This is a genomic window from Nonomuraea sp. JJY05 (assembly GCF_043496855.1).
Taxonomy (GTDB): Bacteria; Actinomycetota; Actinomycetes; order Streptosporangiales; family Streptosporangiaceae; genus Nonomuraea.
The window spans coordinates 81,170-95,755 of record NZ_JBIEIS010000020.1; the positions used below are offsets into that span (position 1 = coordinate 81,170).

Consider the following 14,586-nt stretch of genomic DNA (forward strand, 5'->3'; position numbering starts at 1 on the left):
CCGGCGGTCGTTACGGCTTGTGCGGGTCGGTCTGCAGGGCGAGGCGGGCCGCCTGCCAGCCGCCCATCCCGTGCACCGACGGGCCGGGCGGGGTGGAGGCCGAGCAGAGGAAGACGCCCGGCAGCGGGGTGCGCCACGGCGCCGGGGACCAGACCGGGCGGCGGAGGAACTGGATCAGGCTGGTGAGGCCGCCGGTGATGTCGCCCCCCACCAGGTTGGGGTTGGCGGCCTCCAGGTCGGCGGGTCCCATCGTGTGGCGGGCCAGGACGCGGTCGCGGAAGCCGGGCGCGTACCGCTCGATCTGGGTCTCGATGGCATCCGTCATGTCCACGGTCGAGCCGGCGGGCACGTGGCAGTAGGCCCAGAACGTGTGCCCGCCCCTCGTCGGGTCCGCCGCGTACGGCTGGACCGCCAGCACGTACGGCCGGGGCGAGTGCCGGCCGGCGGTCGTCTCCGCCTCGCTCAGCGCGATCTCCTCCAGCGTCCCGCCCAGGTGCACCGTGCCCGCGCCCGCCACCGCCGGGTCCCGCCACGGCACCGGCCCGTCCAGGGCCCAGTCCATCTTGAAGACGCCGGGACCATGCCGGAAGCGGGCGAGCCGCCGCCGGTAGCCCGCCGGGAGGTCCGCCATCGCGAGGAACTGCCGGGGCGAGACGTCCAGCACCACCGTCGGCGCGGACAGCTCCGACAGCCGGCGCACGCGGTGGCCGGTGACCGCCTCCCCGCCCAGCGACCTGAGCTCGGCCACCAGCGCGTCGGCCAGCACCTGCGACCCGCCCCGCACCAGCGGCCAGCCCGCCAGGTGGGCCAGGGCGGCCAGCATCAGCCCGTATCCGGCGGTGATGGGCGCGCGCAGGTCCTGTACGGAGTGGGCGGCCATGCCCGCGATGAGCGCCCGCCCCTCCACGGTCCGGAACACCCGCCGGGCGAACGTCGTGGCGGGCAGGGCCGCCGCCATCCCGAACCGGGCCGCCTGCGCGAACGCGCGCGGCCCCACCCCCTGCGAGCCCGGCTCCACGCCCTGCGAGCCCAGCCTCGCTCCCTGCCTGCCCGGCCCCGTCGCTGTGGCCCGCCATGGGCCGAGCGGTTTGAGGAGCAGGTCCACCAGCGGGAACCCGGCGCGGGCCGCCGCGCCCACGGTCGCCAGCCACGCGCCCGCGTCGCGCCCCAGCCCCTGGGCGGTGCGGTGGGCGTCGCGGTGCACGAGTACGGCGGGACGACCGTCGAGCGGATGGGCCACCGGCACCGGGGGATGCGCGAACTCCACACCCGGAAGATCCAGCGCCCGGAACGCGGGAGAGGCCACGGCCATCGCCATCACCGTCGCGCACAGGTCGTGCACCCGCCCCGGCAGCGTCAGCTCGCCGGACCGGAGCCCGCCGCCGAACCGGTCGGCGGCCTCCAGCAGCAGCACCCTGCGCCCGGCCCGGGCCAGCATGACGGCGGCGACGAGCCCGTTGGGCCCGGAGCCCACCACGACCGCGTCGGCGTCCATGGGCCTTACTGGGGCTTGAGGATCGACGGGTAGGGCTGCGCGCCCCGCTGCTTGAGCAGCTCCGTCATGAGCTTGATCTCCCCGCTCTGCCCCTGGACGATCTTCTGTGCCATGCTGACGACCTCGGCGCGCGTGGACAGCTTGAGCAGGCCCTCGGCCATCTGCACACCCCCCTCGTGGTGGCGGATCATCAGCTGCAGGAACAGCACCTCGGCCTGCGTGCCCTGCGCCTGCTTGAGCTGGGTCAGCTCCTGCGGCGTGGCCATGCCGGGCATGGAGCCGGGCGCGGCCCCGTCGGCGGGCGTCGCGGCGCCGCCGTGGCCGTGGCCGCTCATCCAGGCCATCGGCTTCTGGTCGGTCGCCTGGTCGAGACCCCACTGCTGCAGCCAGCCCAGGAACATGCCACGCTGGTTGGCCTGGGTGTTGATGATGTCGAACGCCAGGTTTCTGATCTCCTTGGCCGGGCCCTTGTCCCTGACGATGAAGGACATGTCCACGGCCTGGGCGTGGTGCGTCGCCATGTCGCGGGCGAATCCGGCCTCGGGCGAGGTGTCACCGGGCGTGCCGTCGCGGCCGAACAGGAAAAATGCGGCCAGGGCGAGCACCAGCACGCCGCAGACGATCAGGATGGGTTTACTCACGGGTTTTTCCATGGCCCGTCCAGCGTACCCACCGCGGGCGTCGTGATCGGACGCTTATAAGCGCCTTATTCTCCGCATACGCCGGGAGGCAATAGGGTGACCGGAGTTGGTACGCCGATGGAGGAACGATGACGAAGGAGAAGGCGCAGGCGAGGCGCGAGCATCTTGCGAAGATGCGGGCCGAGCAGAAGCGCAAACAACGCCGCGCCGCGCTGCTCATGTGGGGGACGGGCGGTCTGATCATCGTGGTGCTCGTCGGCGTGGTCGGCTTCTACCTGGTCAAGCAGGCCCGCGAGACCTCGCTGGACGCCGTGGCCAGCTACAAGTACGAGGCCGGGCAGCACGTGTGGAACGCCGTCACCTACAAGGAGAACCCTCCGGTGGGCGGCCAGCACAACAACTACTGGCAGGCGTGCTCGATCTACGACAAGCCCATCCACAACGAGCACGCCGTGCACTCCCTTGAGCACGGGGCCGTCTGGATCACCTACCGGCCCGACCTGCCCAAGGCGCAGATCGACAAGCTGAAGGAAGTGGCGACGTCCATGGGCCAGCAGGACTACATGCTGGTCAGCCCGTACCCCAACCTGCCCTCGCCGGTGGTCGCGTCGTCGTGGGGGCACCAGCTCAAGCTGAACGACCCCGCCGACCCCAAGCTGGGGGCGTTCATCAAGAAGTTCCAGAACGGTAAGGACACCCCGGAGCCGGGCGCCACGTGCGGCGGCGAGGACGCCATCACGACGACGGCCGACCAGGCGCCGCTGCCGCCGGAGCCGAAGGGCAACCAGCAGCAGCCGCCGATGGAGACCATCTCGCCGTCGCCCAGCCAGTCGCAGAAGTAGCCCGCGCGGCCGGTGGGCATCGGCCGGAGCGAGGAGTGGCAGCACGCCGGAGGGGCGGATGCGTGACCCCTTCGGCGGTGTGGCCGCCCCCTCGTGGGTGTGGGCACTCCGGCCGACGCCCGTGACGGGGGTGCTAGACCCCGTCGATGAGCAGGCCCTGGCGGGCGCGGGCGTACTCCTCGAAGGAGATGCGGCCGTCGCCGTCGGCGTCCACCCGGGAGAAGGCCGTGGCGAGGTCGGTGTCCGCGCGGTTCCAGACGGTGCGGAAATCCTCCATCGTGATCCAGCCGTCGCCGTCTCGGTCGGCGACGGCGAAGGTGGCCCGGGTGATCGGCGCGAGCACGGCTTCGAGGGCGCCCGTGCGTACCAGCGACTCGAAGGACTTGACGTACTCCTCCTTGCTGATCTGCCCGTCGCGGTCGGTGTCGAGGGCCCTGGCGTGGGTGTCCCAGGCGTTCAGGAACGCGTTGACGACCGCCTCGGCCTCGGGCGAGTCCGCGCGCACGCCGGTCTGCTCCAGCCGCCGCTGGGCCAGCGCCAGGTAGTCGTATCTGGTCAGGAAGCCGTCGCCGTCGGCGTCCAGGTCCTTGAAGTTGCGCTCCGCGCTCTCCCGGAAGCTGCTCTTCTGCGCCATGATGACTCCGATCAATTACTCTAAGTAGTCTATCGCTACTCAGCGTAACTCGCACCGGATGTGATGGACAGAAGGCTCACGAAAGAGCGTGTTCGATGGGCTTCCACTCCAGACCGTGCGCCTCGGCCACCGGACGGCTGGTCAGCTGGCCGTCGTGGGTGCTCAGGCCCAGCGCGAGCGCCGGATCCTCGCGCATGGCCCGCTTCCAGCCCAGGTCGGCGATGGCCAGCGCGTACGGCAGCGTCACGTTCGTCAGCGCGAACGTCGAGGTGTGCGGCACCGCCCCGGGCATGTTGGCCACGCAGTAGAAGAGCGAGTCGTGCACCCGGTACGTGGGCCGCTCGTGCGTCGTAGGACGGGAGTCCTCGAAGCAGCCGCCCTGGTCGATCGCGATGTCCACCAGCACCGAGCCCGGCTTCATCCGGCTCACCAGGTCGTTGCTCACCAGCGTCGGCGCCTTCGCGCCGGGCACCAGCACCGCGCCGATGACCAGGTCGGCCTCCAGCACCGCCTGCTCGATCTCCAGCGTGTTGGAGGCGACGGTCTGGCAGTGGCCCTGGTAGATCAGGTCGGCCTGGCGCAGCTTGTCGATGTTGTTGTCGAGCAGCAGCACCTCGGCCTGCATGCCGAGCGCGATGGCGGCGGCGTTCATGCCGGACACGCCGGCGCCGATGACCACGACCTGCGCGGCGCGCACGCCGGAGACGCCGCCCATCAGCACGCCCCTGCCGCCTCCCGAGCGCATCAGGTGATACGCGCCCACCTGCGGCGCGAGCCTGCCCGCCACCTCGGACATGGGCGCGAGCAGCGGCAGCGCCCTGTTGGCCGTCTGGACGGTCTCATAGGCGACGGCGGTGCAGCCGGAGTCGAGCAGGGCCTGCGTGCAGGGCCTGGACGCGGCCAGGTGCAGGTACGTGAACAGCACCTGCCCCTTGCGCAGCCGGTGGTACTCCTCCGGCACCGGCTCCTTGACCTTCATGACCATGTCGGCGGCCGACCAGACCTCGTCGGCGTCCGGGACCATGACGGCTCCGGCCGCGGCGAAGTCGTCGTCGGGGATCGCGGAGCCGACGCCGGCCCCCTGTTCCACGAAGACCCGATGGCCGTGGCGCACGAACTCGTGAACTCCGGCCGGGGTAAGGGCCACCCGATATTCGCTGTTCTTGAGCTCTTGCGGAACACCGACTTTCATGGGCGAACTCTTCTCGCTCTTGTGCGCTTACGCCTCCATTCTTCCTCTCTCCCCCGAATAGGTGAGGATTATCGGGCTGATTACCCCGGTGCTGCCGTACCTCGATAGGCTCACCGGCAGTCCGAACGTCAGGATGGGATCGCCATAGATGGACAAGCCGGAAGAGCCGCCACCCGCGGACCCCGGGGAGCCGACGGCCAGCAAGGCCACCACCATCTTGCTGATCGTCTCGCTCGTGCTCGTCGTGCTGGTCGCGGGCGTGGTCGGCTCGATCGCCGTCCTGATGACCAAAAATCCTGACACGCCGCTTTTAGGCGGAGCGCCGGCGCAGCAGCTGGCCGTGCCCATCCACTTCGCCCCCGTCCGGGAGACCAAGGCCGCGCCGTGCCCCGGCGTGGAGGCCGTGCTCGACGCGGAGCAGAAGAACTGCTACCTCCTGGAGGACGGCGTCACGGTCGACGCCGTGCAGCGGATCGAGCCGGTGCGCGAGAAGGACGGCCAATACTCCGTGCGCATCGCGATCGCCCCGCGGTTCAAGGAGCGCCTGGTGCAGCTCATCGACGAGCTGGTGCCCGATCAGCGGCAGGTGGCCATCGTGCTGGCCCCCGCGCAGCCTGACGCGCCGAAGGTCGTCCTGGCCGCGCCCATCGTCACCCAGTACATGGACGGCGACAGCATGAGCATCTCGGGCTTCGAGAAGGCGGAGGCCGACGCGCTGGTGACCCGCCTGCTGGGCACCACTCCGGGCGCGTCCCCGCAGCCCTCGGACCCGGCCTCGCAGCCGCAGCAGCCCGGCGGCACCCCGACACAGAACAACCAGAACCCTCCGGGCCAGCAGAACACCACCCCCGGCACCGCCACCAACCCGGCCAACCCCGGTGCCACCGGCAACCCCGCCACCGGCAACCCCGGCGTCACCGGCACTCCCGGAAACACCAACCCCGCCTCCGGTCCCCGGCGCACGCCCGACAAGCGTTACGCCGGCTGCAAGGAGGCCGTGGCCGCCGGGGACGGCCCCTACTACAAGGGCACCCACGAGGAATACTCCTGGTACGTGGACGTCGACGGCAACGGCGTGGCCTGCAACAGCGGCGACATGCGCTAGCCGAACAGCTCCTCCAGCCCGTCGATCGCGAAGTAGGCCACGAAGATCAGCGAGACGATCCAGAGCAGCCACGGGATCTCGGCGAAGCGCCCTCTGGCGGCCTTGACGAGGGTGTAGGCGATCACGCCCGCGCCCACCCCGTTCGTGATCGAGTACGTGAACGGCATGAACGCGATCGTCAGGAACGCCGGGATGGCCACGTCCAGGTCGTCCCAGGGCACGTTCCGGCTCTGCATCATCATCAGCGCCCCGACCAGCACCAGCGCGGGTGCGGCAGCGGCGGCCGGCACCACCGTGGCCAGCGGCGTGAACAGCAGGGTCAGCCCCAGCAGCGCCCCGGTCGCCACGCTGGCCAGGCCGGTCCGCGCGCCCTCGCCGACGCCCGCGGCGGACTCGACGAAGACGGTGTTGGCCGAGGAGCTCACCGAGCCGCCGATCATGCCCGCCACGCCGTCCACGGTCAGGATGCGGCCCAGCCGGGGCACCTGGCCCCGCTGGTCCACCATCCCGGCCTCGTCGCTCACGCCGATGATCGTGCCCATGGCGTCGAAGAACCCCGACAGCACCAGCGTGAACAGCACCACGGCCGCCGTCAGCGCCCCCGCCCTGCCGAACCCGCCGAACAGGTCGAACGCGCCCACCAGCCCGAAGTCCGGCGCCGCGACCAGGCGCTCCGGCACGCGCGGCGTCACCACGCCCCACGACCGGGGCGGGACCTTGGCGACCGAGTTGACCAGGACGGCCAGGGCCGCCGTCACGACGATGCTGATCAGGATCGCGGCCGGGGTCCTGCGGACGAACAGGACGATCATCAGGAGCAGGCCGAAGCAGAACACGACGACCGGCCAGCCGACGAGGTGACCCGTGGCGCCGAGCTGCACGGGCGTGCCGGTGCCGCGCGTCACGAACCCGGCGTCCACCAGGCCGATCAGGGCGATGAACAGCCCGATGCCCACGCTGATGGCGTGTTTGAGGGCGAGCGGGATGGCGTTCATGATCAGCGTGCGCAGGCCCGTCACGGCCAGCACGATGATGACGGAGCCCTCCAGCACCACCAGGCCCATGGCCTGGGCCCACGTCATGTGCGGGGCGGCCTGGTAGGCCACCACCGCGTTGAGCCCGAGCCCGGCGGCCAGGCCGAAGGGGGCGTTGCCGACGAAGGCCATCAGCAGCGTGGAGACGGCCGCGGCGAGCGCCGTGGAGGTGGTGAGCTGGGCGATGGAGAGCCGGGCGCCCGTGACGTCCGTGGCGCCGGCCAGGATGATCGGGTTGAGCAGGATGATGTAGGCCATGGCCACGAACGTGGTGACCCCGCCACGCACCTCGCGGCCGACGGTCGTCCCCCGCCCGGTGAGCTCGAAGAACCGGTCGAGCACCCGCCATCCCCCTTCGCATGATCAAGGGGGATGGCGCATAGCTACCCGGCGACCGGAGAGATCACGCCTTCTCGTGGCGCCCGTGACCCACGAGCCCCATGAACTCCTCCAGCCCGATCGTCCCGTCGCCGTCGCTGTCGGCCGACTTGATGAACGCCTCGATCTCGCTCTCGGACGCGCCCTGCCCGCCCAGCGCCTCGTTGGCCCGGCGGATCTCGTCGGCCGTCAGCAGGCCGTCGCCGTCGGTGTCGAAGCGCCGGAACTCCGCCTCGGCCGCTTCACGAGCGCTTGCCATCGGTTACCCCCATTGTCGATCCGCTATCAGACAACGCGATATCTTCTGGCCTGATCGGAACCCGCGTCAACCGCAGCCCGGTCGCCGCCCGCACGGCGGCGGCGACGGCGGGGGTGGAGGAGAGCGTCGGAGGCTCGCCCGCGCCGCGCAATCCGTACGGCGCCGCCGGATCCGGATTTTCCAGGATCTTCATTTGCATCGGCGGCATGTCGAGGATTGTGGGGATGAGATAGTCCGTGAACGACGGGTTCAGCACCCGGCCGTCGCGGACCTGGATCTCCTCCATGAGCGCCAGCCCGAGCCCCTGCGCGGACCCGCCGTGGATCTGGCCCTCGAGGGCCTGCGGGTTCAGGATGCGGCCCACGTCCTGGACGGCCGCCAGCTCGACCACCTTGACCAGGCCCAGCTCCACGTCCACGTCCACGACCGCCCGGTGCACGCACAGGGCGAGCTGGGTGTGCGAGCTGCCCTGTCCCGTGATCGGGTCCATCGGGTACGTGGGGCGGTGCCGGTACTCGCGCGTCTCCTCGATCGGCCCGAACTTCTCCAAAGCCTCCTCCGGCGGCAGCCCGTTGAAGCGCTTGCGCACCGCCTCGCAGGCGGCCTGCACCGCCCCACCGGTCACGTACGACTGGCGCGAGGCCGACGACGAGCCGGCCGAGCCGACGGAGGTGTCGGCGGTGGCCACGGTCACGTTCGCGATGCCCAGCTCGGTGCGGGCGATCTGGGCCTGGATCGTCACCAGGCCCTGCCCCACCTCGGCGGCGGCGGTGTGCACGGTGACGTGCGGCTCGCCGCCGACCAGCTCGGCGCGGACCCGGGCCGTGGAGAAGTCGTCGAAGCCCTCGGAGAAGCAGATGTTCTTGATGCCGACGCCGTAGCCGACGCCACGCCGCACCGACTCTCCGTGCGTGGTCTGGGACACGCCTCCGGGCATCGACCGCAGGTCACTGAGGGGTTCCGCCGGGAGCGGCCCAGGCAGTGGCATCGCCTCGAGGTCGCGCAGCATCTCCGCGAGCGGGGCCGGGGAGTCGATCACCTGGCCGGTGATGAGGTGGGAGCCCTGGGAGACGGCGTTGCGCACGCGGATCTCCACCGGCGACAGGCCGCACGCCTCGGCCAGCCGGTCCATCTGCGACTCGTACGCGTAGCACGCCTGGACCGCGCCGAAGCCGCGCATCGCGCCGCAGGGCGGGTTGTTGGTGTAGACGCCGGTGGCGTCCACCTGCACGTTCTCCACCTCGTACGGCCCCACGCCCAGCGACGCGGCGTTGCCGACCACGGCGGGGGAGGAGGAGCAGTACGCGCCGCCGTCCAGCAGGATGTCGGCCTTGACGTAGACCAGCTTGCCGTCGCGGGTCGCGCCGTGCTCGTAGCGCATCACGGCCGGGTGGCGGTGCACGTGACCGAAGAACGACTCCTCCCGGCCGTACACGATCTTCACGGGCCGGTTCAGCCGCAGCGCCAGCATGCAGGCGTGCGCCTGCATCGACAGGTCCTCGCGGGCGCCGAACGCGCCGCCGACGCCGGACAGCGTCAGGCGCACCTTGTCCGGGGGCAGGCCGAGGCAGGGGGCGAGCTGGTCGCGGTCCACGTGCAGCCACTGGGTGGCGATGTAGAGGTCGACGCCGCCGTCCTCCGCCGGGACCGCCAGGCCGGACTCGGGGCCGAGGAAGGCCTGGTCCTGCATGCCGACCTCGTACTCGCCGGTGACCACGACCTCGGCCTCGAACGTGTCGCCCCGCCGCACCGGCTGGTGCCGCACGAAGCGCCGGGACCGGCGGGGATCGGTCACGGCCTCGCGCACCTCGTAGTCGACCACGACGGCCGCCGCAGCCCGGCGCGCGGTCTCGGGGTGGTCGGCGGCCACCACCGCCACCGGCTCGCCCTGGTAGCGAACCTGGTCGATGGCCAGCACCGGCTGGTCCTTGTGGTCGAGCCCGTAGAACTTCTCGCCCGGGACGTCCTCGTGCGTCAGCACGGTCAGCACGCCTGGGATCTTCAGCGCGGGCCCCACGTCGATCGAGCGGATCCAGGCCGACGGGTGCGGGCTGCGCAGCGTCGCGCCCCACACCATGCCGTCCAGCCACAGGTCGGAGGCGTAGGCGAACTCGCCGGTCACCTTCAGCGTCGCGTCGGGCCGCCGCGCGCTCTCGCCCACCCCGTTTCCGGCCCCTTGCCCGGTGCCGTGCAGGGTCGTGTACGCGGTCTCCGTCATCCTCCGAGTAGAGCACCGCCGCCGCCCCGAGTCCTATGCGCGTCGCGTGAAATCGTGGTCAGCGGTTGTCCTCTGCGCCTTGTATATTCCTCCAAGTGCGCATCTCTGACCTGCTGGCCATCGACGAACTGCGCCTGACCCTGCTCGCCGGCGACCCCTCGCGCGAGTTCGACACCGTGCACATCACCGACCTGCCCGAGCCTGGGCGCTACCTGAGCGGCGGTGAGCTGGTGCTGTCGGGGCTGATGTGGTGGCACGAGCCGGGAGACTCGGCCAGGTTCGTGGCGGCGCTGCTGGAGGCCGGGGTCGCCGCGCTGGGCGCCGGGCAGGCGTGGCTGGACCACGTCCCGCCCGACCTGGTGGCGGCGTGCGAGGCCGCCGGCCTGCCGCTGGTCGAGGTGCCGACGGAGGTGTCGTTCCGGACGCTGGCGGAGCTGGTCGTGCCGCGGCTGGCCGGCGACGTGCGCGACGCGCTCGGCCGCCACCGCAGGCTGGTCGCGGCCATCGCCGAGGGCGCCGACCTGCGCGAGCTGTTCCAGCTGACCGCCGCCGAGCTGGGCGTCACCGGCGCCGTGCTGTCCGCGTCGGGCGAGGTGATCGTGGGCGCGGCCCAGGATCCCGTACGGCTGGCGAAGGCGTACCTGACGGCGCCGCGGCTGCCCGCGCACGTCGGCGACCACACGATCTTCGCGGTCGGTCGCGGCCACCGGGCCGCGGGCTGGGCGCTGGCCTGCGACGGCGACCTGATGGGCCGCGCCGACCTGGGTTACGAGCTGGCGTCCTGCGTCGGCCTCGAACGCAACCGCATGGAGGAGGGCCGCCGGGTCGAGCGCCGCCTGACCGAGCAGCTCATCGTGGCCGCGCTGGCCGAGTCCGACGCCGCCGAGCTCAACGCCAGGCTGCGGACCTGCGGGATCGACGCGGCCGAGCCGTACGCCGTCGTGAACGCCACCGCACCCAGGCAGGGCGCCACCCGCGGGCCCGACCCCGCCACGCTCGGCGGGCAGGTCGTGGAGGAGCTGCTCGGCCGCGAGGTCGTCGCGGCGGCGGGCGCGGACGGCGCCATCGCCGTGGTGCCGCTGCGCGAGCGCACCACGGCGGAGCTGGCCGACCGGCTGCGCGCCGGGGCGGAGGTGCTGGCCGCCCTGCCCGGCACCCGCCTGTGCGTCGGCGTGAGCGGCGCCCTGACCGGCGCCGCCGCCGTCAAGGGCGGCGTGGAGGAGGCCGGGCACGCCAGGCGCCTGGCCGAGGCCCGCTCCGGAGGGGTGGTCACCAGCGACGAGATCTACACCCACGCGCTGCTGCTGGCCACGGTGCCGGGAGACGTGCGCCGCTCGTTCACGGCGCGGCTGCTGTCGCCATTGCTCGACTACGACCGGCGACACCAGTCCGAGCTGGTGCGCACCCTCGGGATCTTCCTCGACTGCGCCGGCTCGTGGAACGCCTGCGCCGAGCGGCTCCACGTGCACGTGAACACGGTCCGTTACCGCATCCGCAGGATCGAGGAGCTGACCGGAAGGAACCTGGCCACGATGGCCGACCGGGTCGACTTCTTCCTGGCGCTCAGGGACACGGGTCCGCCTGGATAGCCGCCCGCGCCTCGGCCACGGCAGCCCGCTCCTCCCTCAGCCGCCGCTCCCAGCGGGCGTCGCCGAGGCCGCCACCGTCGGCCGTGGCCTCGGCGAGATAGGACAGGGCCCGGTCGGGAGCCTTCATCATCCGGCACGCGCGCGACAGCCTGATCAGGCAACGCAACTTCCCGATCAGGTAGCCGGTCGCCGAGAGCAGCTCACGAGCCTGGAGAAGGTGTGGCAGAGCCTGCTCCGGGTCCTCCAATTCGAGGTGGGCCTCGCCGAGCACGAGCCGGATGTGCCCTTCGTGGCTGGTGTCTCCCGCCTCCTCGGCGTAGGCCAGCGCCTCATGCAGTGCCTCGCGCGCCTTCTCCGGGCGTCCCGCACCCAGGTGGGAGTGCCCCATCGTGAGCAGCGCGAACCTGACCCCCACGCTCGCGCCGATGTCTCTGGCCAGTGCGAGCTGGAGCTCCGCCCACGGCAGCCCCTCCTCATAGCGTTCCCCCGAGTTGTAGGTGTTGGCCAGGTTGCCCAGCGCGCGCATCTGGGCGAAGGCATCGCCCAGCCGCCGGGCGAGCTCCAGCTCGGAGCGCAGGTGCGCGACGGCCTCGTCCGTGTTCCCCGTCATACGCAGGGCGTTGGCGATGTGGCCGTGTGCGAGCAGGGCGGCGGCCGCGTCCCCGAGACGCTCGCTCACCCGCAACGCCAGCGTGTTCAGCTGCTGCATCTCCGTCATGCGGTAGGCGAGCTGCTGGTGCCAGAGGAGGCCGAACGCGAGGTTGACGCCCAGCCGGGCGATCGTGTCGTCGGGGGAGTTCAGCGCCTGCACGGCCGCGGCCGACAGCACGGCCTCCTCCCCGCGCAGCCACGCCCGTGCCTCCTGCGCGGTGCCGATCTCGTGCGGCACCGCGTCGACCGGGGCCGCCAGCTGGGTGCGGTGCGGGTCGTTGACGTGGCTGGCCAGGCGCGTGGAGGCGGCGTAGTACGACAGCGCGCGGATGAGGGGCTCGCGCGAGTCGCCGGACCGCAGGTCGCGGGCGAAGAGGCGGATGAGGTCGTGCAACTGGTAGCGGTCAGGGCCGGCGCGATCGAGCAGGTGAGCGTCCACCAGCCGCTCCAGGGCCGGTTCCGCCTCGCCGGCCGCGACGCCGACCAGTGCGCCCGCCGCCTCGGCGGTTATCTCGGGCACGTGCAGGAGGCCCAGCAGCGACAGCGTGCGCGCGGCCAGCCGGTCCACGGGGCGCGAGCCGCGTTCGAGCGCGGTGTGGCTGGCGGTCAGGCTGGAGCGGACCGCCAGGTCGCCGGCCACGAGCTCGTGCAGCCGGGTCCGCTCGTCGCTCAGGCGGGACGCCAGCTCGGACACGCTCCAGTCAGGGCGGCCGGCCAGCCGCGCCCCGGCGATGCGCAACGCCAGCGGGAGACCGTCACACAGGCGCACGAGCCTGGCCGTCTCGCCCGCGTCGGCCGAGATCCGGCTCTCGCCGGCCAGGTTGGCCAGCATCGTGGCCGACTCCGCCTGGGACATCCTGGCGAGCTCCAGCTGGACGGCGTCCTCGCCCCAGCTCATGGTCTCCCGGCTGGTCACGAGCAGCGTGTTGCCGAGCGAGGCCGACAGCAGCGGCCGGATCTGCGCGAGGTCGGCGGCGTCGTCCAGCAGGACCAGCACCCGCCGGTCGTGCAGGCGGCTGCGCCACGCGGCCGCCGCCTCGTCCAGATCGGCGGGCACGGCGTTGGGCGGCACGCCGAGCGCGCGCAGGAACCGCCCGAGCAGGTCGAGCGGAGTGAGCGCGGGCAGCTCGGGCGTGGCGCCCCGGCAGTTGACGTAGAGCTGCCCATCGGGGAAGCGGTTCATGGCCAGGTGGGCGACGTGGGCGGCGAGCGCCGACTTGCCGACCCCCGGCGGCCCGGTGATGATCAGCAAGGGGCCCGGCGAGGTCTCGTCCCCCGGCGCGAGCCGCTCCGTCAGGCGCGCGATCTCCTCGGACCTGCCGACGAACTCCGCCAGCGAGCGTGGCAGCTGGTGCGGTGTCTCACGAGGTGCCGGCGCGCTCGGGGCGGGTGCCGCATCGGCACGCAGCACCATCTCGTGGCACCGGCGCAATCCCTCGCCGGGCGACAGGCCGAGCTCCTCGGCGAGCAGGACCCTGCCTTCCTCATAGACCTGCAGGGCCTCGGCCGGGCTGCCCGAGCGGAACAGGGCCGTCATGAGCAGCTCGCGGACCCGCTCGCGCAAGGGGTTGCGGCGGGTGAGGTCGCGCAGCTCCTCGACGATGTCCCGGTGGCGGCCCAGGCGCAGCAGGCTCTCCGCTCGCAGCTCCAGGGCGGCGAGCCGGAGCTGCTCCAGGCGGTCGCGCTCCGTCTCCGCGAACGGGCCGGACAGCCCGCTCAGCGCGCTGCCGCGCCACATCGCCAGGGCCTCGTCGAGGCGGCGCACGGCCTGGCCGTCGTCACCGGCGCGCTGGACCCGCCTGGCCTCCTCGATCGACTCGGCGAACAGCAGCGCGTCCACCTGGGCCGGCTCCACTCGCAAGACGTAACCGGCGGGCATCCCCGCCAGCACCTGCGAGGGTTCGCGCCGCCCGCGATCGGGTTCGAAGGCGCGGCGCAGGCCGGCGACATACGTGTAAACGCTCTGCTCGGCATTGCGCGGGGCGTTCTCGCCCCAGACGCCGGCGACCAGCTGGCGCATCGGGACAGGGCGGCGTGCCGCCGCGGCCAGGATCGACAGGGTGGCCCGCTGCCTGGCCGGTCCGAGATCGATGGGCTCCACGAAGTCCCGGCGGCGAAACTCGGCGGTCACTTCCCCGAGCAGGCGGATGAAGATCTCTTCACTCACGCGATCTCCTCGGCTCGCCCCTGAATTCCGTCGAGCAGGCAGCAGAGGAAGAATCGCCAATGCATAAGGAGAGGTTTGTAGGCGCCACTGCCAAAAGTCAAGATCAGTAAATGCGGGGAGGAGGCCCGTCCGGAAAGCGGGACGTGCGCCGCTCGTTCACGAACCGACTGCTGTTGCCGCTGCCCGACCACGAGCGCAGGCACCAGTCGGAGCCGGTGCGCACGCTCGGCGTCTTCCTCGACTGCCCCGGCTCGGCGCTCAGGCTACGGGACGACCTGGATGGGTGGATCGTGTATTCGGGCCGTTCAGCAGCAGGTGATCACGTCGGACATTACCCGTGCAGACTGAGACGGATCGGCCCACGCGGCCGTAGCATTGCTT

At 71.9% G+C, this 14,586-nt stretch carries 11 protein-coding genes; 3 read left to right on the forward strand and 8 right to left on the reverse strand.

Going from position 1 to position 14,586, the window contains the following annotated elements; genetic code table 11:
• Positions 1–10 precede the first annotated feature (10 nt).
• Complete coding sequence (locus ACFKCF_RS30125) at positions 11–1,495, reverse strand: phytoene desaturase family protein (protein WP_394498637.1); 1,485 nt, start codon at positions 1,493–1,495, stop codon at positions 11–13.
• A 5-nt stretch (positions 1,496–1,500) separates the two neighbouring features.
• Positions 1,501–2,136, reverse strand: a complete 636-nt coding sequence (locus ACFKCF_RS30130) for a DUF305 domain-containing protein (protein ID WP_394498638.1) — start codon at positions 2,134–2,136, stop codon at positions 1,501–1,503.
• Positions 2,137–2,264: 128 nt separating this feature from the next.
• Between ACFKCF_RS30130 and ACFKCF_RS30135 the strand changes: the two genes are divergently transcribed.
• Positions 2,265–2,978, forward strand: coding sequence for a DUF3105 domain-containing protein (locus tag ACFKCF_RS30135; protein ID WP_394498639.1), 714 nt, complete (start codon positions 2,265–2,267; stop codon positions 2,976–2,978).
• A 133-nt stretch (positions 2,979–3,111) separates the two neighbouring features.
• Here ACFKCF_RS30135 and ACFKCF_RS30140 read toward each other — a convergent pair whose 3' ends face one another.
• Together ACFKCF_RS30140 and ald are read right to left on the reverse strand one after the other, a co-directional pair.
• Entirely contained in the window at positions 3,112–3,612 is a 501-nt protein-coding gene (locus ACFKCF_RS30140; RefSeq protein WP_394498640.1) for an EF-hand domain-containing protein, read from the reverse strand.
• A 76-nt stretch (positions 3,613–3,688) separates the two neighbouring features.
• Complete coding sequence (gene ald / locus ACFKCF_RS30145) at positions 3,689–4,804, reverse strand: alanine dehydrogenase (protein ID WP_394498641.1); 1,116 nt, start codon at positions 4,802–4,804, stop codon at positions 3,689–3,691.
• A 148-nt stretch (positions 4,805–4,952) separates the two neighbouring features.
• Between ald and ACFKCF_RS30150 the strand changes: the two genes are divergently transcribed.
• Entirely contained in the window at positions 4,953–5,909 is a 957-nt protein-coding gene (locus tag ACFKCF_RS30150; protein ID WP_394498642.1) for an excalibur calcium-binding domain-containing protein, read from the forward strand.
• On the opposite strand, the gene ACFKCF_RS30155 is transcribed toward ACFKCF_RS30150, so the two are convergent.
• From ACFKCF_RS30155 to ACFKCF_RS30165, 3 genes are all read right to left on the reverse strand, one after another.
• Positions 5,906–7,285, reverse strand: coding sequence for an NCS2 family permease (locus ACFKCF_RS30155; RefSeq protein WP_394498643.1), 1,380 nt, complete (start codon positions 7,283–7,285; stop codon positions 5,906–5,908). The genes ACFKCF_RS30150 and ACFKCF_RS30155 overlap by 4 nt on opposite strands.
• Positions 7,286–7,346: 61 nt before the next feature.
• A complete protein-coding gene (locus ACFKCF_RS30160) occupies positions 7,347–7,580 on the reverse strand; it encodes an EF-hand domain-containing protein (protein WP_350728693.1) in 234 nt (77 codons plus the stop codon).
• On the reverse strand, positions 7,564–9,798 hold the full coding sequence (locus ACFKCF_RS30165; protein ID WP_394498644.1) for a molybdopterin cofactor-binding domain-containing protein: 2,235 nt from the start codon (positions 9,796–9,798) through the stop codon (positions 7,564–7,566). Before ACFKCF_RS30165 ends, ACFKCF_RS30160 begins: the two co-directional genes overlap by 17 nt.
• A gap of 95 nt (positions 9,799–9,893) precedes the next feature.
• Here ACFKCF_RS30165 and ACFKCF_RS30170 point away from each other — a divergent pair, with 95 nt between their 5' ends.
• Positions 9,894–11,387, forward strand: coding sequence for a PucR family transcriptional regulator (locus ACFKCF_RS30170; RefSeq protein WP_394498645.1), 1,494 nt, complete (start codon positions 9,894–9,896; stop codon positions 11,385–11,387).
• Here the strand turns inward: ACFKCF_RS30170 and ACFKCF_RS30175 are convergent.
• Positions 11,362–14,205, reverse strand: a complete 2,844-nt coding sequence (locus ACFKCF_RS30175) for a BTAD domain-containing putative transcriptional regulator (RefSeq protein ID WP_394498646.1) — start codon at positions 14,203–14,205, stop codon at positions 11,362–11,364. The two genes, ACFKCF_RS30170 and ACFKCF_RS30175, sit on opposite strands and share 26 nt — an antisense overlap.
• Between the last annotated feature and the right edge of the window lie 381 nt (positions 14,206–14,586).

Bases quoted from the DNA above. Each gene is read 5' to 3' on its own strand.
- ACFKCF_RS30140 (WP_394498640.1), bottom strand. From the start codon at position 3,612: ATGGCGCAGAAGAGCAGCTTCCGGGAGAGCGCGGAGCGCAACTTCAAG.
- ACFKCF_RS30125 (WP_394498637.1), bottom strand. From the start codon at position 1,495: ATGGACGCCGACGCGGTCGTGGTGGGCTCCGGGCCCAACGGGCTCGTC.
- ACFKCF_RS30150 (WP_394498642.1), top strand. From the start codon at position 4,953: ATGGACAAGCCGGAAGAGCCGCCACCCGCGGACCCCGGGGAGCCGACG.
- ACFKCF_RS30160 (WP_350728693.1), bottom strand. From the start codon at position 7,580: ATGGCAAGCGCTCGTGAAGCGGCCGAGGCGGAGTTCCGGCGCTTCGAC.
- ACFKCF_RS30165 (WP_394498644.1), bottom strand. From the start codon at position 9,798: ATGACGGAGACCGCGTACACGACCCTGCACGGCACCGGGCAAGGGGCC.
- ald (WP_394498641.1), bottom strand. From the start codon at position 4,804: ATGAAAGTCGGTGTTCCGCAAGAGCTCAAGAACAGCGAATATCGGGTG.
- ACFKCF_RS30135 (WP_394498639.1), top strand. From the start codon at position 2,265: ATGACGAAGGAGAAGGCGCAGGCGAGGCGCGAGCATCTTGCGAAGATG.